Here is a 24,403-nt window from a genome sequence, read left to right as displayed (position 1 = left end):
TGTCGGATCAATCCAGTACTCAGGCGTTTTCGGAGACGCGAATCTCCTCGTGCTCCAAGCCCCGCGACGAATCGGGGACAATCTTGAACAGTGCGATGGCACCGACCAGGCTGATCGTGCACACCCCGGCGAGATACCAGGTCACACCGACCGAAGATCCGGTGGCGTCGAGCAGAGCCGTGGCGATCATCGGTGCCAGTCCACCGCCGAGAATCGCGCCGCTCTGGAGGATCAGAGACGAGCCGGAATAGCGGACCTTGGCCGGGAAGGTATCGGCGATGATGCTGCCCTGGACACAATGTGTGACCGGAACGATCAGGCCCATGCCCAGGAACGCGATGACGGCGACCATTTTGTTCTCGGTGTTGAGGAGCGGGAAGAACACGATGCACCACAACAGGATTGCGGCAGATCCGCCGATGAACATGTGCCGACGCCCGTACTTGTCGGCGATCTTTGTCCAGAACGGGATGGAAAGGAACCACAGGACTGCTGCCGCGGTCACGCTGAGCACCAGGAATTGCTTGTCGTAGCCCAGATGTTGAGTTCCGTACGACAGGGTGAACACCATGAAGGCGTACGCCACGGCGGAGTTCGCCAAGCACGCGGCAAGCGTGAGAGACAAACGGGGGAAGCCGACCTTGAGCGACTCACGCAGCGGGAAGCGGACTATTTCGCCCTTCTCCATGATCCCGGCGAATGACGGCGACTCGGTGACGCGCAGGCGAATCACCAGACCGATCGCCACCAGAACGAAGCTGAGCAGGAACGGGATTCGCCAACCCCACGAAGCGAATGCCGAGTCCGACATCACGGCGTTGGTCGTCAGGAAGATGCCGTTGGCGAGAACCAGTCCGGCGGGTGTGCCCATCTGAGGGAAACCTGCATAGAGATTCTTCTGCCCCGCCGGCGCGTGCTCCATCGACATGAGTGTCGCGCCGGCGCCTTCACCGCCCAGACCGATGCCCTGAACGACGCGCATTGCCACCAGGAGGACGGGCGCCCAGAAACCGATGGAGTCGTAGTTCGGGATGAGGCCGATGAGTGTGGACCCGATGCCCATCATCACCAATGAGACCACGAGCGTGGCCTTGCGCCCGATCCGGTCACCGAAGTGCCCGAACACGAGTCCACCCACCGGCCGTGCAATGAACCCGACGGCGAAGGTGCTGAAGGCAGCCAGCGTGCCGGCCGTGGGGCTCAGGCTCGGGAAGAATTGTTTGTTGAAGATCAACGCGGCAGCTGTGCCGTAGAGGAAGAAGTCGTACCATTCGAGAGTTGTGCCGGCCAGGGTTGCCATGGCAACGCGGCTACGGGCCGCTTTCTCCGGCAACGGCTTTCCGTCGCTCGTAGTGCTGTTGGATATCTTGTCTGACATCGCGGAACCTATCGATTGGATGGGGCAGGCGGACGATGAAGTCTGTAGTCACCGACCCCGTCTTCGGGATTGTCGGTATCACGAGCGTCGTCGATCGTTGTGTGTGGAATTGTGCTCGCTCGAGACATGACTCACAAATGCCGAATTCACCGTCCGCCATACCGGAAAAGGTATAGCCGGGGCCTCAGACGAGACCCAGGAAGCGTTCGGCATTCCCCCGCGAAATCAGTTGGCGCGCAGTATCGTCCAAGAACTCACTCTTGCGAACCACCTCACCGACCGGACGCTCCCCCAAGGGGTACGGGTAATCACTACCCACCATCACACGGTCCACCCCCACCGTGTCCACCAACAGTCGCAGCGCACGCTCGTCGAAGACGACGGAATCCACGTAGAACCTTCCCAGGTAGTGCGAAGGCGGGAACTGCGACGTACCGATGATGTCGTTGCGGCCGTGCCAGGCGTTTTCCATCCGGCCCAACCAGAACGCGAAAGATCCACCACCGTGCGCAAATCCGATCTTGAGACGATCGTCGATCTTGTCGAACACACCACCGAGAATCAGTGCGAGTATCGACAGGTGCGTTTCGGCCGGCATCGCAGTGAGCCACTGCGCCATCCAGCGATCGAGGCGCGGAGAGTTGGCCATGTCCCACGGGTGCACGAATACCGGCACGTCCAGCGACGCGCAGTGCTGCAGGAACGTCACCACGCCCTCGCTGTCGAGGTCCAGATCGCCGACATGATTGCCGATCTCGACACCGCGGTGCCCGTTCGCGATGCACCGCTCCAACTCACGGCACGCTGCGTCGGTGTCTTGCAGAGGCACCTGGCAGAAGGGAATCAAACGATCCTTCGCCGGCTCCACGATCTCGAGTGCGAGGTCGTTGAAGATCCGTGCAATGCGACTTGCCTGCTCACCGCTCCGGCCGTAGTTGAAGAACGCCGGAGTAGGTGAGACGACCTGAGTCTGCACTCCGTCGGCATCCATGTCCCGAAGCCGCACCTCGGCGTCCCAGGCATCGGACTGGATGCGACGGAACTCCTTGGTGCCCATCATGATCATTGCTTCGGTTTCCGACTCGACCTTCAGCCACGGCGCTTGCGGCCCCGCGTCTTCGGTCAGATCCGGCCACCCGTTGGGCACGTAGTGGGTGTGGATGTCGATCAGGTTGCTCATCACTCAGCCCTTGCCGGGATGGAGCGTGCCGCACTTGTCACACGTGCGGGCTTCTTCGCTCTCGTAGAACTTGACGAACACCGGCGGAAGGTCGGCCACGATGTCGCGCACCTGAAGTTCGACCTCGTGAATCTTGTGATCGCATTCGAGGCAGTACCACTGGAACTTCTCGAGCGTGCCTTCCTTGCGGACGCGTTCGATGACCAGGCCGATCGAGCCCGCGGTGGGACGCTGCGGCGAATGCGGAATGTCTCCTGGCAGCAACCAAGTTTCACCCTCGCGAATGTCGACGCGCTGAGGACCGTCTTCGGTCATGACATTGACGTGGATGTCGCCTTCGAGCTGGTAGAACCACTCCTCGTACGGATCGAGGTGGTAGTCGGTCCGCTGGTTGGGGCCGCCGACGACCTGCACGATGAAATCGTCTCCGAGCGCCATCGTCTGATTGTTGACGGGCGGCTGCAGGAGGTGGCGGTTGTCGTCGATCCACTTCTTGAAGTCGATGACGGGAGGAATCGTGGTCATGATGCATTCTCCGTATCTTCGGACGCCGAGCGTCGGGAGGCGGGCACGTACGCCACGCCGGAAATTTCGATGAGCAGGTGAGGGTGGGGCAGCTGGTGAACAGCCACAGTCGTTCTCGTCGGACCGTTTTCGTCGAACAGTTCGGCGTACACCTCGTTGTATCCGCCGAAGTCGTTCATCGACACCAGGTAGGAGGTGACCTGAACCAGATCACTCAGTTCTCCACCCACTTCGGCGAGAATCGCCGCGATGTTCTCGATGACGGCACGCGTCTGCGCCCGAATGTCGAGCGCCGTGGTCCCCATCTCGTCGACCTCGACGCCGACAAACGTGTTGTCGGGTCGACGCGAACTGGTCCCGGAGACATAGACGAAATCGCCGACCACCTTGACGTGGGGGAACTTTCCGCGCGGCTTCGCCAGCTTCTCGATGACCTGCGCCCCACTCATCGCTTCACACCTTTCACCGTGACGGTTCCGAGTCCGTCGATCGTGCACTGTGCGACGCCCTCGTCGAGTCGCACAGCTGCTGTGGCGGCACCGGCCAGAATTACCTGACCGGCGCGCAACGGAATTCGGCGTCGACGAGCGATATCGAGCAGTGCGTGCAGAGCTCGCACCGGATCGCCGAGAATGGCCGACGTGGAACCGACTACCGTCTCGCCGCCGACTTCCATACGTACGGAACGGTCTTCGACGTTCTGTAGCGGCAGCCACCTCCCGATCACGTACCCGGCAGCGCTGGTGTTGTCAGCGACGACGTCGGTGTAGGTGAAGCGGAAGTCGCGGTACCGCGAGTCGATGATCTCCATTGCGGGAGCCAGTGCGTCGACGCAGGTTTCGATGTCGACGTTCGGATCGTCGAGATCGACGTCCTTCGACAAGCGGTATGCCACTTCGGGTTCGATCTTGGGATGAATGAACGTCCTCAGGTCGACTTCGCCGCCGTTGCTCACGCACATCGCGTCGGTCAACTGACCGACGATCACTTCGGAGACACCCATCTGCGCCATCTTCGCTTTGCTCGTGAAGCCGAGCTTGATGCCCACAATCGATTCACCACGGCTGGTGCGCCGTTCGAGGAGTTCGTTCTGGATCCGGTAGGCCTGGTCGATGTCGATGGTGTGTTCGTCGGCGAGGCTCGGGGTGTCGGTGCGCGTCTGCGCAGCGTCGTCGAGGCGACGCGCGAGCGCGGATACGGTGTCTTCGGGGGCTGTCATCACGCCTCGCTCATTTCTGGAAAACTTTTGCGGTTTCGATGTTCACAGTTGCACACATACATTCGTCGGTTCGGTGTAGAAGTGCAGCGAGGACTCGCCGCCCTCACGTCCGATGCCGGACAGGCCCATGCCGCCGAAGGGAGATCGCAGTTCGCGGGTGAACCACGTGTTGACCCAGGAGATTCCGACGTTCATCTTCTGCGCGACGCGGTGTCCGCGGCGCAGGTCGTTGGTCCACACGGAGGCAGCAAGGCCGTACTCGGTGTCGTTTGCGAGGGCGATCGCTTCGGCTTCGGTCTCGAACGGAATGAGTGCTGCGACGGGTCCGAAGATCTCCTCACGCACGGCGCGATCCTTGTTGGTCAAGCCTGTCCACAGGGTGGGTTCGATCCAGGATCCGCCCGACAGTTCCTGTCCGAGGTCCGGAATACCGCCGCCGGTCAGCACTTTCGCGCCTTCCCGCTCGGCGATCTCGAAGTAGTCGAGTACCTTCTTCCGGTGTGCTTGCGAAATGAGCGGTCCGGTCGTCGTTGCATCGAGCGTCGGGTCGCCCAGACGCAGTCCTGCTGCCCGCTCGACGAGTCCACCGGCGATGTCGTCGAAAATGCTGCGGTGCACGTACACCCGCTCGGTGCACAGGCAGACCTGGCCGGTGTTGGTGAACACCGACTTGGTCAGACCCGTCAGAGCCTCGTCGATGTCGACGTCGTCGAACACGATCGCGGCGTTCTTGCCGCCGAGCTCGAACGAGACCGGACGGACCCGCGGGGCAACGGTTTTCATGACATGCGAACCCGTTGCCGAAGATCCGGTGAAGGTGACGCCGTCGATACCGGGGTGCGTGGTGAGGAACTCGCCGGCCGAGTTCGCACCGAATCCATGGACGACGTTGTAGACGCCGGCAGGCAGGCCGACCTCTTCGAGCACCTCGGCCAGCAACGACGCAGTCGCCGGGGTTTCCTCGGAGGGCTTGACCACCACGGAGTTTCCGCACGCGAGCGCGGGCGCAACCTTCCAGGTCAGGAGAAGCAGCGGCAGGTTCCACGGAACGATCACGGCGACGACGCCGAGCGGCTTGCGGATCGCGTAGTTCAGCGCCTGCTTGCCGCCCGCGAGGTCCGTGACAAACGATTCCTGTCCCGCCGCGGCGACGATGTCGGCGAAGGTGCGGAAGTTCGTCAGGGCGCGCGCGACGTCGAGTTCGCGCGCCTGCGTGATCGGCTTGCCGGTGTCGGCCATCTCTGCGGCGACGAACTCTTCGAATCGCTCCTCGATCCGGTCGGCAGCGCGTCGCAGCAGAGCCGTCCGCTCTCGAACCGGCGTATCGGCCCAACCGTTGTCCAGAGCACGTCTGGCAGAGGTCACGGCCCGATCGACCAGGGCCTTGTCGGCCTCGTGGACCCGGGCGAGAACACGGCCCGTTGCTGGGTCGACCTGATCGAAGCTCGACGACTCGTCGGGTTCGACATAGGAGCCATCCACGTAATTGCGGATCCATCCGTCGCATTGTGAGGTCATGGACTAACTATTGGCCCGTGACCCATATCAAACAAATGCAAAAACTGCCGCCAGCTATACCTCGATCGGCATAGATGGCGGCAGTTCGGCTACACAACTCAGCTCTTCATGTCGGCGCCGAGCGCCTCAGCGTCGCAGATACGCCAACTGCACGTTGACGGATTTCTCCGCGACCGGCCACAACTTCGGGTCCACGTCTGAGTAGACGTGTTCGACTACGTCGCGCACCGAGGCCGACTCCCCCAACGTCGACAGAGCGGCCCGCACCTGATCCAGACGCTCCTCGCGGTGGGCGAGGTACTGCTGCGAAATCGCCTGCAGATCGGGCAGGTCCGGACCGTGCCCGGGAAGAACCGTCAGTCCTTCGCCGAGTGCGGCCAGCGATCGCAGCGAGGTGAGGTAGTCCCCCAGATCGCCGTCGGAGTCGTCGAGAACTGCCGTGCCGCGGCCGAGAATGGTGTCGCCCGTCAGCACGCTCGCATCGTTCTCGATGACTATCGATACCGAATCCGCGGTATGGCCCGGCGTCGCGAGGATCCGCAACTTCAGGCCCGCTACCTCGATCACTTCACCGTCGACAAGCGCCGAAGCGCCCCCGCGAAGAAAAGTAGGGTCGACGGAACGCACTGGAGCCGAAGTCAATTCGTGGAAACGGTCCACCCCGCCGGTGTGGTCGTAGTGCCGGTGCGTGATCAAGGTCAGCGCTACCGGACCGATACCAGCGACACGTTGCAGGTGTTCCTCGTCGTTGTCGCCTGGATCGACGACAACACACTCGACGCTGCCCGGAGCATGCAGAATCCAAGTGTTCGTACCGTCCAGCGTCATCATGCCCGGGTTGTTCTCGAGCAAGACCGAAGCGATGTCGGTGACGCGGCGTAGCTGCGCGTAGGCGGGATGGACCGTCGACATCAGCGAACTTCGACGATCAGTTCCACCTCGACGGGTGAGCCGAGGGGAAGTTCTGCCACGCCGACTGCCGAACGGGCGTGGATACCGGCGTCGCCGAGCACCTCGCCGAGGAACTCGGATGCGCCGTTGATCACGCCGGGCTGGCCGGTGAATCCTTCGGCGGATGCCACGAAGCCGACAACCTTGACGACGCGAACGACGTTGTCGATGCCGACCAGGGCGTCGATGGCAGCAAGAGCGTTGAGCGCGCAGGTGCGAGCCGCGGCCTTGGCGTCCTCATCCGACACGCCCGCGCCGAGCTTGCCGGTCAGCGCCAGTTTTCCGTCGACGAACGGGAGCTGACCCGACGTGTACACGTGGTTGCCGCTGCGAACCGCGGGAACGTAAGCAGCGACGGGTGCCGCGACGGCGGGAAGTGCAATGCCCAGTTCGGCGAGACGCTCCGACCAGGTCTGTGTTGCCTCTGCCATGTGATTCAGCCCTTCGGACGCTTCATGTACGCGACGTGCTGCTCGCCCGACGCGCTCGGCAGGACGGCGACGAGTTCCCAGCCGTCGACACCCCAGTTGTCGAGAATTGCCTTCGGATTGTGGACCAGCAACGGAGTCACGGTGTATTCCCAGGAAGTTATTTCGCTCATGCGGTGAGCCTATCCCGCGTACATCTTCGGCCCCAGACTTATAGGCTCGCGGTGTGGTTGCATCCCAAGATGAGCTGAGCAGGACCTGGCCCGAGTCTGCGACGAAGGCCCGCCTGCACTTTGTGTCAGGTAAAGGCGGAACCGGTAAGTCCACGGTTGCCGCCGCGTTGGCGCTCGCGTTGGCCGAAGGCGGCAAGCGCGTTCTCCTCGTGGAGGTCGAGGGCCGCCAGGGAATCGCGCAGCTCTTCGACGTACCACCGCTTCCACCGCAGGAGACCAAGGTCGCGGCCGCCGAAGGTGGCGGTGAAGTGATGGCTCTGGCCGTCGACATCGAGACCGCGTTCCTCGAATACCTCGAAATGTTCTACAACCTCGGCTTCGCCGGCCGGGCGATGCGTAAGTTCGGCGCCATCGAATTCGCCACCACAATCGCTCCAGGCCTTCGCGACGTTCTGCTCACCGGCAAGATCAAGGAGTGCGTCATCCGCACCGATCGAACCGGCAAACGCGTGTACGACGCCGTTGTCGTCGATGCTCCCCCGACCGGGCGGATCGGCAGCTTCCTCGACGTCACCAAGGCGATGGCCGACCTCGCCAAGGGCGGCCCGGTGCATTCGCAGAGTGAAGGCGTCGTTCGGCTGCTGCACTCGCCGGAGACCGTCGTACATCTTGTTGCGCTTCTCGAAGCGCTGCCCGTTCAGGAAACCGCCGACGCCGCCGCAGAACTGGCGCGTGACGACCTCAACCTCGGTGCCATCATCGTCAACCGCGCCAGCCCGAGGTTCTTGCCCGAAGACCAACTCTCCGGTGCTGCAGCCGGCAACATCGATGCAGCTTCGATCCGGTCGACGCTCTCCGATGTCGGCATCGATCTGTCCGACGACGACTTCGCCGGCCTGCTCACCGAGACGATCGAGCACGCGTCGGTGCTCGAAGCTCAAGAATCCAGTGCGGAGAAGCTCCGCGAGATCGACGGCGCGCGGGTGCAACTTCCCGCACTCGCCGACGGCGTCGATCTCGGTGGGCTCTACGAGCTGGCCGAATACCTCACGGAACAGGGCGTGTGATGACCGAGACCACCGAGAACGTGACGGTCGGCAGTTCCAGGACCGGCCGACGCGCAGCTCCTGCCCTCGATATTTCGGCGATCATCAAGGACCCGACGGCCCGGATCGTGGTGTGTTGCGGCGCAGGTGGCGTCGGCAAGACCACGACGGCTGCGTCGCTGGCGTTGCGGGCAGCCGAAGAGGGCCGACGCGTAGTCGTCCTCACCATCGATCCGGCCCGTCGCCTCGCACAGGCCTTGGGTGTGGCCGAACTCGACAACACTCCGCAGCCGGTGAAGCTGGGTCCCGAGGCCACGGGCGAACTCCACGCGATGATGCTGAACATGCGTCGGACTTTCGACGAGATGGTCATCGAGCATTCGAGCCCTGAGAAGGCCGAGCAGATCCTGGCGAATCCCTTTTACCAAACCGTTGCCACATCGTTCTCCGGAACGCAGGAGTACATGGCGATGGAGAAGTTGGGGCAGCTGGCGTCGAACGACGCGTGGGATCTGGTGATCGTCGATACCCCGCCGTCGCGCAATGCGCTCGACTTCCTCGACGCTCCACAGAGGCTCGGAACATTCCTCGACGGACGGATGATCCGGCTGCTCTCGGCACCCGGCCGTGGCCTGACCAGGCTCGTGGCCGGCGCGATGGGATTGGCTCTGAAGGGTGTCTCGACCATCGTGGGAAGCCAAATGCTTTCGGATGCATCGGCATTCGTGCAGTCGCTCGACTCGATGTTCGGCGGTTTCCGTGAACGCGCCACGAAGACCTACGAGTTGCTGCGTCAGCCGGGGACTCATTTCCTGGTGATCGCAGCGGCCGAGCCCGACGCTCTCCGTGAGGCGGCGTTCTTCGTCGATCGCCTTGCGGGTGACTCGATGCCGTTGGCCGGTCTGGTTCTCAACCGCACTCACCCGACGTTGACGGCTCTGCCTGCCGATCATGCGGTAACCGCCGCCGACAAACTGGAAGCGAAGGAAAATGCGACCGAGGCCGAGGCCCTCACCGCAGCCGTTCTCCGCATCCATGCCCATCGGGCAGTGATCGCGAAGCGAGAAATCGCCTTGCTGAGTCGATTCACCGCAGCTCACCCGAGGGTGCCGCTGATCGGTGTTCCGTCGCTACCGTTCGAGGTCTCGGACCTCGAGGCGCTGCGCGCGGTGGGAGATCAGCTCACTCGTAAGGGCTGATCCCCCGATCGACCTGGATCAGACTGCTGAGTGATGCTGGCGCTGGTCTTCGAAGAACTCGGACCAGGAGTCGACGTCGGGGTGCTGCTTGAGCAGTGCACGGCGCTGACGTTCGGTCATTCCGCCCCACACACCGAACTCGACACGGTTGTCGAGAGCATCTGCTCCGCACTGCATGAGGACCGGGCAGTGACGGCAGATGGTGGCTGCCTTGCGCTGTGCGGCGCCACGAACAAAAAGTTGGTCGGGATCGACCTCGCGGCATCGCGCCTGAGTTACCCAGGCAATTCGTGCCTCGGCCTGCTCGATGTCCAAACGGCTACTCGGGGTGGCTGTGTACATTCTGGGTCCCCTCTACAAAGTCTGACCGTCGCCATGAGGCGAGCAGCGCACCATCTCAGCCGTCTCGCGGTAGCACGTGAAAGCTGAGACACATTCGTGATCGAGTGTTACGTCGATCACACTGATCACAATTTAGGTAAAGAACGCCCCTAACGCAAGACGGTCGGGAGCATTTTTTGGTACGGCAGTACAAAGCGCGTGTTCAGGAGGTTTTGAACACCCGCAAAACACTGAAACCGGTTCCAATGGGTGGGCACACGTACTCTGTAGATCGTGTCGATTGCAAAAACAGTGGCGAAGCTCGCCGGAAGCTCCGCATTGGCGGGTGTCCTGGTCGCAGGGGTGATGTTCCCGGTGGCCGGCGGATTCGGATTCGCGTCCAATCGCGCTGCCGATACCGTCGACAACGTCTCGGCCGAACTGGTCGAAGGCACGGTCCCCGCGGTGTCCACCATGGTCGATGCGGCAGGCAATCCCATTGCCTGGCTGTACGACCAACGACGCTTCGAAGTCCCGAGCGAGAAGATCTCCAACAACATGAAGTTGGCGATCGTCTCCATCGAGGACCGCCGGTTCCCCGACCACAAGGGCGTCGACTGGCAGGGAACGCTGCGCGCCTTCCTCACCAACACGACGACCGGTGAAGTGCAGCAGGGCGCGTCGACACTCGATCAGCAGTATGTGAAGAACTACCAACTGTTGGTCGTGGCCAAGACGGATGCCGAGCGCCGCGCTGCCATCGAGACCACCCCGGCCCGAAAGATCCGCGAGATCCGGATGGCGCTGACGCTGGACAAGGAACTCACGAAAGACGAGATCCTCACCCGGTACCTCAACCTCGTACCTTTCGGCAACGGATCCTTCGGCATTCAGGACGCGGCTCAGACCTACTTTGGCGTCGACGCCGCAGATCTGACCGTTCCGCAGTCCGCGATGCTGGCCGGCATGGTTCAGTCCAGCTCCGCGCTGAACCCGTACACGAACGTCGAGGGCGTGACCGAGCGTCGTAACACCGTGCTCGACACCATGATCACGAACATTCCGGATCGTGCCGACGAGTTCCGTGCAGCCAAGGAAGAGCCCCTCGGCGTCCTCGAAACCCCCAACAACTTGCCGCGCGGCTGCATCGCTGCAGGCGATCGCGGATTCTTCTGTGATTACGCACTGAAGTACCTCTCGGATGCCGGAATCACCCGCGACCAGATCAACGAGGGTGGTTACCTCATCAAGACCACTCTCGATCCGCAGGTCCAGGCGTCCACCAAGGCCGGACTGAACGCGAACGCGAGCGCCAACCTCGACGGCATCGCGAACGTGATGAACGTGATCAGGCCGGGCCAGGATTCACACAAGGTCATCGCGATGGCCAGCAGTCGCACGTACGGACTCAATGCCGACGCCGACGAAACCGTCCAGGCGCAGCCGTACTCCCTTGCCGGTGACGGTGCGGGTTCCGTCTTCAAGATCTTCACGACCGCTGCGGCGATGGAGAAGGGCCTCGGCATCAACGCGACCCTCGACGTGCCCAAGCGCTTCGAAGCCAAGGGCATGGGTAGCGGTGGTGCGGCAGGCTGCCCGGTCTCGACGTACTGCGTGGAGAACGCCGGTAACTATCCGCCGACGCTGTCCGTGACCGACGCCCTGGCACAGTCCCCAAACACCGCTTTCGTCAAGCTCATCGAGGCGACCGGCGTCACGCCGACCGTCGACATGGCTGTCCGTCTCGGCATGCGCTCGTACGCCGATCCCAACACCTCGGGCTTCGACGAGCGCAGCATGGCCGACTTCCAGAAGGAACAAAACCTCGGTTCGTTCACCCTCGGCCCCACCTGGATCAACCCGCTCGAACTCTCCAACGTCGCGGCCACTCTCGCCTCGCACGGCAAGTGGTGCCCGCCGAGTCCCATCGATTCGGTCTTCGACCGCTACGGCAAGCCGGTGGCCGTCACCGAGCAGGGCTGTGAGCAGGTCGTCGAGCCCGGCTTGGCAGACACACTGGCCAACGCCATGAGCCGTGACGACGTCGGCGCCGGTACGTCTGCCGGTGCCGCGAGCAGCGCCGGATGGAGCCTGCCGATGTCGGGCAAGACGGGTACCACCGAGACCCACAAGTCCTCGGCGTTCCTCGGCTTCACCAACAACCTCGCTGCGGCCGTCTACATCTTCGGCGACTCCCCGACGCCCGGCGAGATCTGCTCGAGCCCGCTACGCCCCTGCTACAGCGGCAACCTGTACGGCGGTACCGAACCGGCGAGATCCTGGTTCGCGGCAATGAACCCGGTCGCCAACAACTTCGGGCCCACTTCGCTGCCCCCGATCGACGAGAAGTACGCACGGGGATCGCAGAACGGCCAGGTTCCCGAGGTTGTCGGCCTGAGCCAGTCGGCGGCGACGTCGAGGTTGCAGGCGTCCGGCTTCACGGTCAATTCCGTGACCACGGCGTCCGGAGCACGGGCGGGAACGGTCACCGGAGTTTCGCCGTCCGGGTCCGCGATCCCGGGTTCGACCGTCACGATCTACATCAGTGACGGCTCCGTGAGGGCTCCGGCAGCACCCGCATCCCCCGCGGCTCCGGCACCGGGCGCGACTCCCCCGGATGCGACTCCGCCGGGAGGCGAACCCGCACCGCCTGCGGGGACCCCACCGAACTGACGGCCCTGAAAACTGACGGCTCTGAAAACAAGAACGGCCGCGATTTCCGAGTGACTCGGAGTTCGCGGCCGTTTTCGGTTTCCGGTGGCGCGCTTCTACAGGCGGGACTTCACTGCTGCAGAGATACGTGCGCCATCGGCCTTGCCCTTGGCCAGCGCGCTGGCGGCCTTGATGACCTGGCCCATCTGACGCATACCCGGACGCTCACCGAGCTCCTCGGACACCTGAGCGAGGGCGGTGTCGACGACGTCGACGAGTTCGGCGTCGGTCAACGGCGTCGGCAGGTACTCGTCGATGATCTGAGCTTCGGCGCGCTCTTTCGCGGCAAGTTCACCGCGGCCGTTCTCGGTGTAGATCTCGGCCGATTCGCCGCGCTTCTTCGATTCCTTTGCAAGGACTTTGATGATTTCTTCGTCGGTGAGGACCCGTGCTTCCTTACCGGCAACCTCTTCGGTCTGGATGGCTGCCATGAGCATCCGAAGGGTGGCTGTACGTAGCGGATCCTTCGCCTTCATGGATGCAACCATGTCGGTTCGGAGGGTGGCTTTGAGCGATGGTGTCGTGTCGGACATGGTGGAAACGCTACGCGCTCGGCGTTTCGAGCGTGCCGATAGTTACCTCCGCCCGGACACAATTCTCTGTGGAATAGCTGCAAAAGACAGCGAGAGCGACGCAGAAGAACGCCACACCCGTATCCTTGAGAGGTGTCTTCCCAGTTCCGCACCAATCTGACCCGCACCGCACTTGGTGCCGCGGGCGCCGCTGCACTAGGGATCGGGTACGCATCCGGCATCGAACGCAATGCATTTGCACTGCGTGAGGTGACGATGCCAGTCCTGGCGCCCGGTTCGTCGTCGCTGCGGGTCCTCCATCTCAGCGACCTGCACATGATGCCGAACCAACGGTTGAAACAGAATTGGTTGCGTGAGCTCGAAGGCCTCGACCCCGACCTCGTGGTCAACACCGGCGACAACTTGTCGCATCAGCGCAGCGTCCCGGCAGTGGTCCAGGCGCTCGGCGATCTGTTGGCTCGGCCGGGTCTGTTCGTCTTCGGCAGCAACGACTACTTCGCTCCGAAACCGAAGAATCCACTGAGCTACATCTTCAACAAGGACAAGCGCATCACCGGGGATCCCCTCCCCTGGGGCGATCTGCGGGCCGCGTTCACCGAACGTGGATGGCTGGACATGACCCACGTGCGCCGCGAACTCGAAGTGGCCGGTATTCGCATTGCTGCCGCCGGCGTCGATGATCCGCACCTGAAGCGCGATCGCTACGACACCGTCGCCGGAACACCCAATCCCGTCGCCCAGCTCAAGCTCGGCCTGACGCACTCACCCGAACCTCGAGTTCTCGACCGGTTCGCCGACGACGGCTACGACCTGGTGCTCGCCGGCCACACGCACGGTGGTCAGCTGTGCCTTCCGTTCTACGGCGCGCTGGTCACCAACTGCCAGATCGACCGATCCCGGGTCAAGGGACCGTCGAAGTGGGGCGCACACACCCAGCTGCACGTCTCAGCAGGCATCGGCACTTCGCCGTGGGCTCCGGCACGCTTCTGCTGCCGCCCCGAGGCAACTCTGCTGACTTTGGTTCCGGCGACCAGGCGCGAACCGGAGCATGTCTCCGCACACAGTTCCGCAGAGTCTCCAGCGTCGGTTCTACGCAACTGACCTGCGGATTTAATGTCAGTCGACTCGGTAATGTAAGCTAACCGAGGTTCGACACGGGGTGTGGCGCAGCTTGGTAGCGCGCTTCGTTCGGGACGAAGAGGTCGTGGGTTCAAATCCCGCCACCCCGACAGTGAAGAACAGAAATCGAGGCCCTTCCGCTTACGCGGGAGGGCCTCGATTTCGTTGACGATAAGGTGAAGCCGTGGCATCCGAACCAGACTTCGCGCACAACGACATGGCGAGCCGTAGCCGACGTGAGAAAGCTGTCGGTCTTGCCAAGTTCGCCTGGGATCGCGATATCAGTAGTGCAGAGTTGCTCGACATGCCCGACGATCGGCTGCGCAAGCTTGCGCGGGCGGCGGGCGCCAATCCGCCGAGCACGCGGGAGACCTGGACGATCGCGGCCGGACTGCTCGACGAGAAAGCCGTGTGGGCAGCAGCCAACCCAGACCGTCCCGAAGCTCGGCGTGAGCATCCGGACGAGAAGATCATGTGGGTGAAGAAGCCGATCGAGCCCTGGCTGTGACAGCCGAATTGAGTGCAGCTGTGACAGCCGAATTCAGCGGAGCTGTGAACCGGTGATCGGGCAGGTCGATGAAGTAGTTGTGGATTGCTCCGCACCAGCCCAGTTGGCGATCTTCTGGGCCGGAATCCTCGGTGGGCAGCCGGTGGAGCGGAGCGCGGAGTGGGCGTTTGTCGACCCTCCAGGATGGACTCGCCTCGCCTTCCAACGTGTACCGGAATCCAAGCTGACGAAGAATCGTCTACACATCGACGTCAGTGTGGATGACGTCGTCGCTGCGACCGAAGCTGCCGAGCGCCTCGGCGCAACTCGGGTCGGCACTGTCCAGGAGGACCCGGCCGGCACCTTTCAGGTGCTGCTGGATCCCGAGGGAAACGAGTGGTGCGTCGTCCGAAGTGCCGGAAGGTGATTTACGCTCCCGCTACGGTTTCGCGAGCCCAACGGTAGTCGGCCTTACCGCTGGGCGAGCGGAGGATGGTTGGTACGAGCACGATCGAGCGGGGGATCTTGTACCCGGCGACGTGGGTGCGGCAATGCTCCGACAATGATTCCGTCGCAACATCTTCGAATCCCGGTCGAACCTGCACCACCGCGGCGACCTTCTCACCGAATCGAGTGTCGGGCGCACCCGCCACCAAAGCGTCGAAAACTGCCGGGTGAGTTTTGAGTGCCTGCTCCACTTCTTCGGGGTAGACCTTCTCGCCGCCGGAGTTGATGCACATCGAACCGCGCCCGAGCAGCACGATGGTTCCGTCGGCTTCCATCGTGCCCATGTCCCCGAGCACCGCCAGACGAACCCCGTCGACGACGGGAAAAGTTGCAGCAGTCTTGGCCGGGTCGCCGAAGTAGGCAACGGGAACATGGCCGGCCCGGGCGATGAAACCGACTGTGTCCGAGCCTGGTTCGATGCGACGGAATTCGTCGTCGACAAGAATCATGTTGGGGTTGGATCGAATTCGCTTGGAACCGTCCTCACCGAATTCGACGACGCCGTCGTTGCCGGATTCCGAAGCACCGAATGCATCCTTGATCACCAACCCCGGTAGTCGGGTTGTCAGTTCTGCTTTCAGGTTCGGGGAGAACAACGCGCCACCCGACCCGATCAGTTGGAGAGTCGAAAGGTCGTAGCGCCCTTCGCTTGCGGTGATGGCGTCGGCGATCGGCCGAGCAATTGCGTCGCCGACGACGGTGATTCCGGTGATCTTCTCGGCCTCGACCAGTCGCAACACTTCCATCGGATCGAAGCTGCGGGTCAGCACTCGGGGCGCTCCCATGAGGAATGCCGTGAGCAGTGAATAGATTGCGGCTCCATGCATGAGCGGCGGGATGAGTAGCAGCACAGTTGGATTGGTGTTCGCTACAGCTGCATCCACAACCTCTTCGAGGCTACGACGCGGCGGCCCGCTGAGGTTCGCTCCGGACAGGGCGGCAAAGAAGAAGTCCTCGTGCCGCCACACCACACCCTTGGGCATTCCGGTTGTGCCGCCGGTGTAGATGATGAAATGGTCGTCGTTGCTGCGAGGGCCGAAGTCGCGGGTATCAGTCTGCGCGGCAAGGGCGTTCTCGTAGTCTTCGCCGACGATCAACACGTGGGTGATCTCCGGACACTGCGGAACCACGGCCAATGCCGTCGGCGCGAATTCCTCTTCGACCAGCAGTGCCACCATTTGAGAGTTGGTGTAGATGTACAGGAGTTCTGCATCGGTATAGCGGAAGTTGACGTTGATCGGTACCGCTCTGATCTTCAAGCAAGCCAGGAGCGCTTCGACGTACTCGACGCAGTTACGCATGTGAATACCGACGTGCTGCCCAGGCTCGACGCCCACCGACTGCAGGTGATGAGCGAGTCGGTTCGATCGCAGTTCGAGTTCGGCGTAGCTCAATCGCACGTCTTCCAGAATCAAGGGAACTCGATCGGGGATCGCATCGGCAACGGCCTCGAACAGATCGGCAATGTTCAGGGTCATCGAAATCCTCACTACACGCGTCTTCGCTTACCAGTACAGGTCTTTCGCGAAGCTAACACGTTGGTCGCACCCTGTAGTCCGAATTGCGTAGCGGTCCCGCTGAGCGAGACCTGACGCGCCGCTCACCTGGCGTCAACGGTGCGGATACCTCCCTGACCAAGCCCGATAGCCGAAAGGTAGGGTAGCCTAATGCACTCACGCACCACTCTCCGGAGCCGCACGTCGGTCCGGGTCGCCATGGTTGCCTTGGCGACTGTTTTTGCCGCTACGGCCTGCGGCTCTTCCGACGCCGGCGGCAACGCGAACGGCAACACCGATGTCGCGACCGGCGGCAAGCTGTTCAGCACCGCCGACACGGAAACCGCGAAGCTCGGCAGCGATGCCGCGCCAGGCGAGTTCCCTCGCACCATCACCCATGCCCTGGGCGAGACCACCCTCGAGGCCAAGCCGACCCGCGTCGTCGTCCTCGACAGCGGTGAACTCGACGAGGTTCTCTCGCTCGGGATCACCCCGGTCGGCATCGCCAGCCCGGAAAGCGCCGCCGGTCAGCCGTCGTACCTGGCGGACAAGTTGGTCGGTGTCCCCGATGTCGGCACGACCAACAACCTCAACCTCGAGGCGATCACCGCACTGCAGCCCGATCTGATCCTCGGCAGCAAGCTGCGCCAGGACAAGCTTTACCCGCAACTCGCGGCAATCGCTCCGACGGTCTTCAGCATCCGCCCCGGCTTTCCGTGGAAGGAGAACTTCCTCCTTGCCGGTGACGCACTCGGCGAGGAGACCAAGGCTGAGCAGGTTCTCAACGACTACCAAGAGCACGCCGATAAGGTACGTGAGTCGATCGACGGCTCCCCGACCGTTTCACTGGTTCGTTTCATGTCCGGGAAGCTGCGCCTGTACGGCAATCTGTCGTTCATCGGCGTCATCTTGAAGGACGTCGGCCTGCCCCGCCCGGCGATCCAGGACATCGACGAACTGGCCGTCGAGGTCAGCCCGGAAACGATCACCGAGGCGGAGGGTGACCGAATCTTCTACTCCAGCTACGGAAATCCCGCCGACACGGGCCAGACCACGGTTGTTGCCGGACCGCTGTGGGCCAGCATGGACGCAGTCAAGGAAGGACGCGCCACCGAGGTGAGCGACGAGACCTGGTTCCTGGGCCTCGGCCCGACAGGTGCCGGCCTGGTTCTCGACGACCTGCAAGCCAAGCTCGGCAAGTAGCCGTCACCGGCACAAAGAACGCCGCCCGACTCTCCGGAGTCGAGCGGCGTTTTTTGTTCAGCGGTTGTCCTGCTCGAGGTGTTCGTTCATCGTCGAGTGAAGGTCGACGAGAAATTCCTCGAATCGACTGAGCAGTTCGGGCGGGTACTTCGCCATCATGGCGTCGAGTCGCACGGCAAGGGGCCCGAAGAACTCGTCCGCCAGGTCCTGCACATGCGCACTGCTGTGCAGCGTGACCACTCGCCGGTCGGCATTCTCTCGGGTCCGGACGATATGTCCCGCCTTCTCCAGGCGGTTGAGCAACGCGGTGGTTGCACCCGACGTCAGCGAGATCCGCTCTCCGAGGCGGGCGGGTGAGAGCGGCGTCCCCTTCTCCTCGGCAGCGGTGATTTCCATCAAGGCAGTCGCGTCGGTGGAATGCAGGCCGAGCCACGACGCGAATCGATGGCTGAATTCGGTGAACGTGCCACCGTACGCGCGGAATTCGTCCATCAGCCGCTCCCGCTCCACGGAGATGTCGCGCGGTGCCTCCACCTCGGTGATCCCACCTTTCCTGTGCCAGACGGCGGCCGGTCGAGCCCAGCGCGCACGTTGACAACTTACCGCCTCAAATATACCTTCATTGTAAAGTTACTTCACAATGGAGGTTTATTCGTGAACATCTCACCCACCACCCGCAAGTGGTTGGGCCTGATCGCCATTGCACTCGGCGTGGCACTGATCGTCGTCGACACCACGATCGTCAACGTCATAGTTCCCTCGATCATCGAAGATCTCGGGATCAATTCCGTTCAGGCTCAATGGATCCAAGAGTCCTACGCAATCGTGTTCGCAGCACTCCTGCTTCTGGTCGGCAGAGTTGCCGACCTGGTCGGCGCCCGTCGCATCTTCATCGCCGGTGTCGTCGTGTTCGGCGCAACGAGCCTGCTGGCCGGACTGGCGCCGAACGGCGGTCTGCTCATCCTGGCGCGATTCCTGCAGGGCGCCGGCGCGGCCATGATCCTGCCCACGTCACTGTCGCTTCTGAACGCGATGTTCACCGGAAAGGCGCGCGGCCAGGCCTTCGCGGTCTGGGGCTCCACCATCGGCGCTGCATCCGCCCTCGGCCCATTGCTCGGCGGCTGGCTTGCCGAACATGCCTCATGGCGTTGGGCATTCGGGATCAACATTCCGCTTGCTGCGCTCATTCTCATCGGCGCAGTGCTGTTCATCGCACCCTCGACGCGCACCGCAGGGCGCGTCGACGCCACCGGAGCGGCACTGTCCATCGCCGGCCTGGGCCTGCTGGCCTTCGGACTCGTCGAGGGACGAACGTACGGGTGGCTGACCACGAAGGAACCCTTCGATCTATTCGGTCTGTCATGGTCCAGCGGCCCGTCGCCGGTTCTGGTGGCGCTGGTTCTCGCCGTTCTGTCGCTCGGTGCGTTCGCCTACCGTCAAACCATGCTCACCCGCAGCGCCGATCCGTCGCGGGCACTGATGGACGTACGGTTGTTCTCCATCTCGTCGTTCCGCAACGGCAACATCGCGACGCTGATCATCGGACTCGGCGAGTTCGGAATCGTTGCGGTGCTTCCTCTCTGGCTCCAGTTCACGCTCGGATACAGCGCCCTCCAGGCAGGGCTCGCGCTGGTTCCCATTGCCATCGGCAGCTTTGTCGCCAGTGGTGCGAGCTTCGGGCTGGCATCGAAGGTCTCGCCGTTGGGCTTGGTCCGTATCGGCCTGGCTCTCGAAGCGCTCGGTCTCGCCGGTCTCGGATTCATCGCTGCGACAGACAGCCCCTGGTGGACTATCGCCGCAGTGCTGTTCTTCTACGGAATCGGCGTCGGTTTTGCGACTGCCCAGGTGACCAACGTCGTGCTCGAGGAGATTCCCGAGCAGAGCGCCGGTCAAGGCTCCGGCATTCAGAGCGCGTTCCGCCAACTCGGATCCGCACTGGGCATCGCTGTCCTCACCACGGTCTTCTTCAGCAGTCTCAATTCGACGCTGAACAACGACCTCACCGGATCCGGTATCGACCAAGCTCAGGCTGATCAGTTGACGCGGGCAGTCACCGACAGCGCAGGCGCCGCCATCGACTCGCTGGCCGGTTCACCGAACACTGCCTTCGTCGCCGACGCTGCCCAATCTGCGATGACTCACGGCATCACACTCGGCGGATACCTTGCGGCCGGATTTGTCGTGGTGGGCCTGATCGCCACGGCGCTCATCCCGAACAAGCCGGCCCCGTCAAACGAGGAGGAAACGAAAGCAGCAGCCGACGTCGCCTGACGGTCGGATCGGTGCAGTACGGTGCCGGTATGCGATTGCCCTGGTCACGGTCAGCACAGTCACGGTCAGCACAGTCACGGTCTGCACAGTCACGGTCAGCACCGGTGCTCAGTGAGGCCGACATCGTCGCCGTACGTGAGCAAGCACGCGAACTGGTAGTCCCAGGTTTCGCTACGTTCGACGAAATCTGCGAAGCCGCCCGAGACTGTGTCGAGGGCGGCTTCGAGAACGACGAACTCGGCAGACAGATCGACGCAGTAGTGCGTGAGGTCTGGGACCGAAGAGTCGAGGAGCAGACCCAGTGGACGGCTCCCGGAGACTTCGAGCGCCTCTCCGCAGCCTTCGCCGAACTCGAACGCAACGGCATCGTGGCCCGGATGAACTTCACCTGCTGCATGCAGTGCGGCACTACCGAAATCGACGACGAACGCACGCCGTCCGAACCCGACGAGAACGGGTATCCCTTTGCTCAGTGGGCGTACACGTTCTTCCACATGCAAGATGCGGAGCGTCTCGGCGACGAGCCGTCCGATCTCTACTTGTCCTACAGTGCGTTTCGTCCGGCCCACGATCTCGATCCCGCGCTGGTCGCCGCTGCCTTCGGCGGCGACGAAACCGCCAAGGCACATATGATTGCGCACACCGATCAGACCGTCGGGCGTCAGGTAGCCGACGCACTCCGAACTCAGGGGCTGAGCGTCGATTGGAACGGTGACAACAATCAGCGTATCCGTGTCACCGACGTATGTTGGCGTAAACCGCTTCCGCAGTAGGAGATTCAGCTGGGTGGCAATACGCGGTCGAGGAACGTATTGCTGAATACGCGGTGCGGGTCGTGTTCGTCGAGAGTGGCGAGAGCGAAGTCCCAATTCCCGTCGCCACCGGCACGAAAGGTGGCAGGCACTGTGCTGGTGAGAAATTCGTCGTCCTGGTACGCCGCCTGATCGGTGAATGCCCACCCCTTGGACCACTCCGGACGGAAGGTCGCGTAATCGCCGGAGTAGTTCGCGACCATCCACCGTTCCATTTCGCGAAGGAAGGCAGGCAATCCCGCGGTGCCGGGAATCGAGACCACGTTCATCCAGATCGCTGTGTCCCAGTCCTGACGATCCGCCCGCGGCCGCACCGCTGACAGGTCCGGCACTCCGGCGCTGTCGACCAACACCTCGCCGTCATCGTCGACACCGCAGAGACGCACTTCGAACGGCATGTTGACGGGATACTGCCCCAACGACGCGTAGTGCGTCATTCGTTCGTTCAGCCAACTCGTCATCTCGTGGACGACTCGGCCGATGTTGGACCGCTTGGTGATCACCGCCCCGCCCCCGGCTACGACGCGCAAGGTCGTGTGCCGGAGGTAGAACAGAACGTCTTTCGACCAGCCCCAGAGATCGTCGGTGTCGGTCAGCACCAATCCTGCTGCTACAGCGCCGAACTGAGAGGCGCCGAACAGCGGTGTCGCAGCTTGGAGACCCTGTGCCACCATCCCCAACGGGGTGGTGACTTCTTCGGGAATCGCGTCGGAGAAGAAGTAGTTGTACGGCCCGCTCACCTCTCGGGACTCCGGCGGTTTGACCGGGGTCGGTGTCCAGACCTTGAGCCACGGTGTTTGCGTGAACGGGAACCAGATCGCTTCCACCCGTCCGGATTTCTCGACGAAACTCTCGTAGGTACGCCCTGGCGACCCGGGAGCAGCAAAGAGTTCTTGCCACGGAATGTCGGTGAAACTCTGGCACCGCAGCCGATAATTCTCCCCGGCTTGCAGCGTCACGGAGGTGACGAAGGTTCGACCCAGATGGGCCAGGAAGGCGGTGCTCTCGACGTCCGATCGGTGAAATGTCTTCAGTGCGTACCGATTGATGCCTTCCTCCCACGCCACCACCGTGATCTCGGTGATCAGGTTGCTCAGCGAACCATACGATTGACCAGGGGTGATCGTCTCCCCCACAGCCGGATAGGTTGCCCCGTGAGCACCGATCGCCAGCGCGCCGGCGATGGACAGCTCACCGATCGCCGGAGAGTTGGCCCAGCCGAGCCCTTCTCGCTCGAGCGCTGTCAGAATCGCTTCGATACTGGCGCCGGCGCCCGCCGTGACCGTTGCGGGCGTGCCGTGCTGCACCACAACCGAATTCAGTTTGGCCATCGTATCGACCAGCAGAACTCGATCCGAAGGCGCGCCGGGCACCACCGTCAACGGACTCCACCCGTGCATCGTTCCCTTCGCACGCACTGTGTACCCGTTGTCGAACGCCCAGTTGGCGAGGGTGACGACGTCATCGCTGTGACGTGCCGTGGCCGTCCACACGCTGTCGAGCATGATTTCTCGCGACCAGTTCGCGTACGCCTGCTGTGACAACGGAATGTCCGACGGAAATCCGGGCGGTGGCGCGATGGTCGATGCCGAACCCCAGGGAACTGCTCCAGCCGGCGCCCAGGAAATGCCCGCGAGAGCAGCTGCGCCGGCACTCGCTGCGAGAAATCCGCGCCGGCTCACACCGTCTTCGCTCGAGCTGTGCTCTGCCATGCGCTCTGCTTGATGCACCACTGCTCACTCCGTCAGCCGACTCGGTTCATGTCAGGGACGAACGTAGAACAAATATGATTACGATGCCAGTGGTTCCGTAATAAAAGTTTTCCGAAGCTCACTGCACCATCGGAGCGAAGACCGCGTAGATCGCTTCCGGGGCACCGTCGAACGCACTGATGATCAACCAGGCAGTCAGAACCGTCAACGCCGGCCCGATCAGGATCTTCTCGAGGTTCCCACCTGCACGGATGGACAGGAATGACGGCAGCCGTTGTTCCCACCATCGTTTGCCGCCGAGCGGAATCAGGGGCGCGAGAAACGGCACCCCTTCCTTAGTGATCGCATCGCCGAGACAGTGCGTGGCGCAACCCAGTGCCACCGCAACACCTAGCCCCGTGGATCCAGCCTCACTCGGATACCACTGCCAGGTGAGGGCAGAGAGCACCAACGCAACGGCGGAGACCGCGAGCCAACCCTTCTCCTTGGCCAATTCACCCGCCAATCCACGGATGGCCAACCCGAGGCAGAAGAACAGGGTGATGATGATGGCTGGCTTCCCGAACTGAACAACCAGCGCCGAGACCCCGGCACCCAACCCGGCGGCGAACAGCGCGGTGTGCGTGAGCGTCCGATGCCCACCACGACGCTTGCCGTCCTTCTTGCCTTTGGTGATGCGGTAGAAGGTCACCGAAATTGCGTCGATGCCTTTGGCCAGAGCCTTGCTGAGCGGACCGAATGATCGCGAAACCGTCGACTGACCGGTATCGAGGTCGGGAAGCAAGGCGGCTCCGGCACACACTCCGGCAAAGGTCAAAGTTTCCGCAGTGGATGTGGGCCCTCCCCAGTCGAGAGGCAACAACTCCGCAACCACCAACCCCACAGCAGCACCGGACATCGCGTGGGTGGGGCCCATGACCATGAAACACAACACCTTTCGAAACGCGCCCCGCATCAGGCCGTACCGCACCCTCTGCAAGACACCACACACATGACGCCGTCGGCGACGGCCCCGGCATGCTCGCCGAGACCGCCCCGAACGTAGCAAGTGCTACCGACAGGCTTGACCAACCTCCAGACCCAGTTGAGTACGGCCGTACCGTTCCAGGTCAAAGCGGTTCATGCGGAGCTTTTTTCGCTCGTCAGCCCGCGGCAACCGTGCATGACAGGGCAACGCCTTCCTCCAGCGGAGCGACACCGGCCATGTCGAGCACCTCTGCCGGAACACCTTCGGTGGTCGGAGCCCACTCGACGGTCGGCAACGCCGGCACCCCTTCACGCGCAACGAATGTCGCAGCTTCGCTCGGCACTTCGATAGTGACTGCGGCCGTACCGGCCTCCTCCGCGCGCACGACCTTCCCCTCGTCGATGAGCTTCTGCAGCTCCTCGTCGGAAATCGGCGCCGCGACACCACACGCTACTTCGGGAGCCACACCCAACTCGGACGGAGCGGTCGCGATCGACCGCACCGCCACCGGCGACCCGTCGGAAATCGGATTGGAAGCCCAGGCGATTCCCGGCGCCACTGCCATACCGAGGACCGCCACGGACGCCACCACCACACCGGTCCGGCGGGCCCGCTTGCCGTTCACTTTCAATCGCGTCATCGTAGT

The 24,403-nt window shown here is 62.8% G+C and carries 25 protein-coding genes and 1 tRNA gene; 10 read left to right on the top strand and 16 right to left on the bottom strand.

Annotated elements, in window-relative coordinates:
* Positions 1-19: 19 nt before the first annotated feature.
* The 9 genes from EHW12_RS02445 to EHW12_RS34510 all read right to left on the bottom strand — a co-directional run bounded on the left by EHW12_RS02445 (position 20) and on the right by EHW12_RS34510 (position 7,372).
* Positions 20-1,378 (bottom strand): MFS transporter, encoded by a 1,359-nt coding sequence (locus tag EHW12_RS02445; RefSeq protein WP_042446679.1) that lies wholly within the window; start codon positions 1,376-1,378, stop codon positions 20-22.
* A 184-nt stretch (positions 1,379-1,562) separates the two neighbouring features.
* On the bottom strand, positions 1,563-2,558 hold the full coding sequence (locus tag EHW12_RS02440; RefSeq protein WP_042922846.1) for an amidohydrolase family protein: 996 nt from the start codon (positions 2,556-2,558) through the stop codon (positions 1,563-1,565).
* A 3-nt stretch (positions 2,559-2,561) separates the two neighbouring features.
* Positions 2,562-3,083 (bottom strand): 3-hydroxyanthranilate 3,4-dioxygenase, encoded by a 522-nt coding sequence (locus EHW12_RS02435; protein ID WP_003943511.1) that lies wholly within the window; start codon positions 3,081-3,083, stop codon positions 2,562-2,564.
* The gene (locus tag EHW12_RS02430) at positions 3,080-3,532 is read right to left on the bottom strand and encodes a RidA family protein (protein WP_003943520.1); all 453 of its coding nucleotides are present in this window, start codon (positions 3,530-3,532) and stop codon (positions 3,080-3,082) included. The genes EHW12_RS02435 and EHW12_RS02430 overlap by 4 nt, the downstream gene beginning before the upstream one ends.
* Complete coding sequence (locus tag EHW12_RS02425) at positions 3,529-4,302, bottom strand: fumarylacetoacetate hydrolase family protein (protein WP_003943526.1); 774 nt, start codon at positions 4,300-4,302, stop codon at positions 3,529-3,531. Before EHW12_RS02425 ends, EHW12_RS02430 begins: the two co-directional genes overlap by 4 nt.
* A gap of 42 nt (positions 4,303-4,344) precedes the next feature.
* Positions 4,345-5,820 (bottom strand): 2-hydroxymuconic semialdehyde dehydrogenase, encoded by a 1,476-nt coding sequence (locus EHW12_RS02420; RefSeq protein ID WP_125050240.1) that lies wholly within the window; start codon positions 5,818-5,820, stop codon positions 4,345-4,347.
* A 126-nt stretch (positions 5,821-5,946) separates the two neighbouring features.
* A complete protein-coding gene (locus tag EHW12_RS02415; RefSeq protein ID WP_007732381.1) occupies positions 5,947-6,732 on the bottom strand; it encodes an MBL fold metallo-hydrolase in 786 nt (261 codons plus the stop codon).
* On the bottom strand, positions 6,732-7,202 hold the full coding sequence (locus EHW12_RS02410; protein WP_003943508.1) for a RidA family protein: 471 nt from the start codon (positions 7,200-7,202) through the stop codon (positions 6,732-6,734). The genes EHW12_RS02415 and EHW12_RS02410 overlap by 1 nt, the downstream gene beginning before the upstream one ends.
* A 5-nt stretch (positions 7,203-7,207) precedes the next feature.
* On the bottom strand, positions 7,208-7,372 hold the full coding sequence (locus tag EHW12_RS34510; RefSeq protein ID WP_003943454.1) for a hypothetical protein: 165 nt from the start codon (positions 7,370-7,372) through the stop codon (positions 7,208-7,210).
* Between the two features lie 53 nt (positions 7,373-7,425).
* Here EHW12_RS34510 and EHW12_RS02405 point away from each other — a divergent pair, with 53 nt between their 5' ends.
* Both EHW12_RS02405 and EHW12_RS02400 read left to right on the top strand, forming a co-directional pair.
* Positions 7,426-8,439 (top strand): ArsA-related P-loop ATPase, encoded by a 1,014-nt coding sequence (locus EHW12_RS02405; protein WP_037130910.1) that lies wholly within the window; start codon positions 7,426-7,428, stop codon positions 8,437-8,439.
* A complete protein-coding gene (locus tag EHW12_RS02400; protein ID WP_007732380.1) occupies positions 8,439-9,617 on the top strand; it encodes an ArsA family ATPase in 1,179 nt (392 codons plus the stop codon). The genes EHW12_RS02405 and EHW12_RS02400 overlap by 1 nt, the downstream gene beginning before the upstream one ends.
* An 18-nt stretch (positions 9,618-9,635) precedes the next feature.
* Here EHW12_RS02400 and EHW12_RS02395 read toward each other — a convergent pair whose 3' ends face one another.
* Positions 9,636-9,959: a WhiB family transcriptional regulator gene (locus EHW12_RS02395; RefSeq protein WP_007732375.1), complete on the bottom strand. Its 324-nt coding sequence runs from the start codon at positions 9,957-9,959 to the stop codon at positions 9,636-9,638.
* 291 nt (positions 9,960-10,250) lie between these two features.
* Here EHW12_RS02395 and EHW12_RS02390 point away from each other — a divergent pair, with 291 nt between their 5' ends.
* The gene (locus tag EHW12_RS02390) at positions 10,251-12,611 is read left to right on the top strand and encodes a transglycosylase domain-containing protein (protein WP_047270021.1); all 2,361 of its coding nucleotides are present in this window, start codon (positions 10,251-10,253) and stop codon (positions 12,609-12,611) included.
* A gap of 95 nt (positions 12,612-12,706) precedes the next feature.
* Here the strand turns inward: EHW12_RS02390 and EHW12_RS02385 are convergent, their stop codons facing one another.
* Positions 12,707-13,183, bottom strand: a complete 477-nt coding sequence (locus tag EHW12_RS02385; RefSeq protein ID WP_003943491.1) for a GatB/YqeY domain-containing protein — start codon at positions 13,181-13,183, stop codon at positions 12,707-12,709.
* A 132-nt stretch (positions 13,184-13,315) separates the two neighbouring features.
* Between EHW12_RS02385 and EHW12_RS02380 the strand changes: the two genes are divergently transcribed.
* From EHW12_RS02380 to EHW12_RS02365, 4 genes are all read left to right on the top strand, one after another.
* Entirely contained in the window at positions 13,316-14,284 is a 969-nt protein-coding gene (locus EHW12_RS02380; RefSeq protein WP_003943461.1) for a metallophosphoesterase, read from the top strand.
* Between the two features lie 54 nt (positions 14,285-14,338).
* Positions 14,339-14,412, top strand: a tRNA-Pro gene (locus EHW12_RS02375).
* A 74-nt stretch (positions 14,413-14,486) separates the two neighbouring features.
* Positions 14,487-14,810, top strand: coding sequence for a hypothetical protein (locus EHW12_RS02370; protein ID WP_003943496.1), 324 nt, complete (start codon positions 14,487-14,489; stop codon positions 14,808-14,810).
* 52 nt (positions 14,811-14,862) lie between these two features.
* Entirely contained in the window at positions 14,863-15,216 is a 354-nt protein-coding gene (locus tag EHW12_RS02365; protein WP_058227115.1) for a VOC family protein, read from the top strand.
* Between the two features lies 1 nt (position 15,217).
* Here EHW12_RS02365 and EHW12_RS02360 read toward each other — a convergent pair whose 3' ends face one another.
* Positions 15,218-16,774 (bottom strand): acyl-CoA synthetase, encoded by a 1,557-nt coding sequence (locus EHW12_RS02360; protein WP_007732369.1) that lies wholly within the window; start codon positions 16,772-16,774, stop codon positions 15,218-15,220.
* 189 nt (positions 16,775-16,963) lie between these two features.
* Between EHW12_RS02360 and EHW12_RS02355 the strand changes: the two genes are divergently transcribed.
* Positions 16,964-17,995, top strand: a complete 1,032-nt coding sequence (locus EHW12_RS02355; protein ID WP_003943522.1) for an iron-siderophore ABC transporter substrate-binding protein — start codon at positions 16,964-16,966, stop codon at positions 17,993-17,995.
* Between the two features lie 57 nt (positions 17,996-18,052).
* Here EHW12_RS02355 and EHW12_RS02350 read toward each other — a convergent pair whose 3' ends face one another.
* Positions 18,053-18,529 (bottom strand): helix-turn-helix domain-containing protein, encoded by a 477-nt coding sequence (locus tag EHW12_RS02350; RefSeq protein WP_003943458.1) that lies wholly within the window; start codon positions 18,527-18,529, stop codon positions 18,053-18,055.
* A gap of 120 nt (positions 18,530-18,649) precedes the next feature.
* Here EHW12_RS02350 and EHW12_RS02345 point away from each other — a divergent pair, with 120 nt between their 5' ends.
* Together EHW12_RS02345 and EHW12_RS02340 are read left to right on the top strand one after the other, a co-directional pair.
* Positions 18,650-20,266 carry a DHA2 family efflux MFS transporter permease subunit gene (locus tag EHW12_RS02345; RefSeq protein ID WP_099696747.1) on the top strand — a complete coding sequence of 539 codons (1,617 nt, stop codon included), beginning with the start codon at positions 18,650-18,652 and terminating at the stop codon, positions 20,264-20,266.
* Between the two features lie 104 nt (positions 20,267-20,370).
* Positions 20,371-21,039, top strand: coding sequence for a hypothetical protein (locus EHW12_RS02340; RefSeq protein WP_063315195.1), 669 nt, complete (start codon positions 20,371-20,373; stop codon positions 21,037-21,039).
* A 5-nt stretch (positions 21,040-21,044) separates the two neighbouring features.
* On the opposite strand, the gene EHW12_RS02335 is transcribed toward EHW12_RS02340, so the two are convergent.
* The 3 genes from EHW12_RS02335 to EHW12_RS02325 form a co-directional block, all read right to left on the bottom strand.
* Complete coding sequence (locus EHW12_RS02335; RefSeq protein ID WP_039973296.1) at positions 21,045-22,790, bottom strand: cholesterol oxidase substrate-binding domain-containing protein; 1,746 nt, start codon at positions 22,788-22,790, stop codon at positions 21,045-21,047.
* Between the two features lie 118 nt (positions 22,791-22,908).
* Complete coding sequence (locus EHW12_RS02330) at positions 22,909-23,712, bottom strand: metal-dependent hydrolase (RefSeq protein ID WP_007732353.1); 804 nt, start codon at positions 23,710-23,712, stop codon at positions 22,909-22,911.
* 220 nt (positions 23,713-23,932) lie between these two features.
* Entirely contained in the window at positions 23,933-24,397 is a 465-nt protein-coding gene (locus EHW12_RS02325) for a hypothetical protein (protein WP_050656940.1), read from the bottom strand.
* Positions 24,398-24,403: the final 6 nt, after the last annotated feature.

The sequence above is a fragment of the Rhodococcus sp. NJ-530 genome, from assembly GCF_003860625.1.
Lineage (GTDB): Bacteria > Actinomycetota > Actinomycetes > Mycobacteriales > Mycobacteriaceae > Rhodococcus_F > Rhodococcus_F qingshengii.
This window is presented reverse-complemented; position numbering and strand designations above follow the sequence as displayed.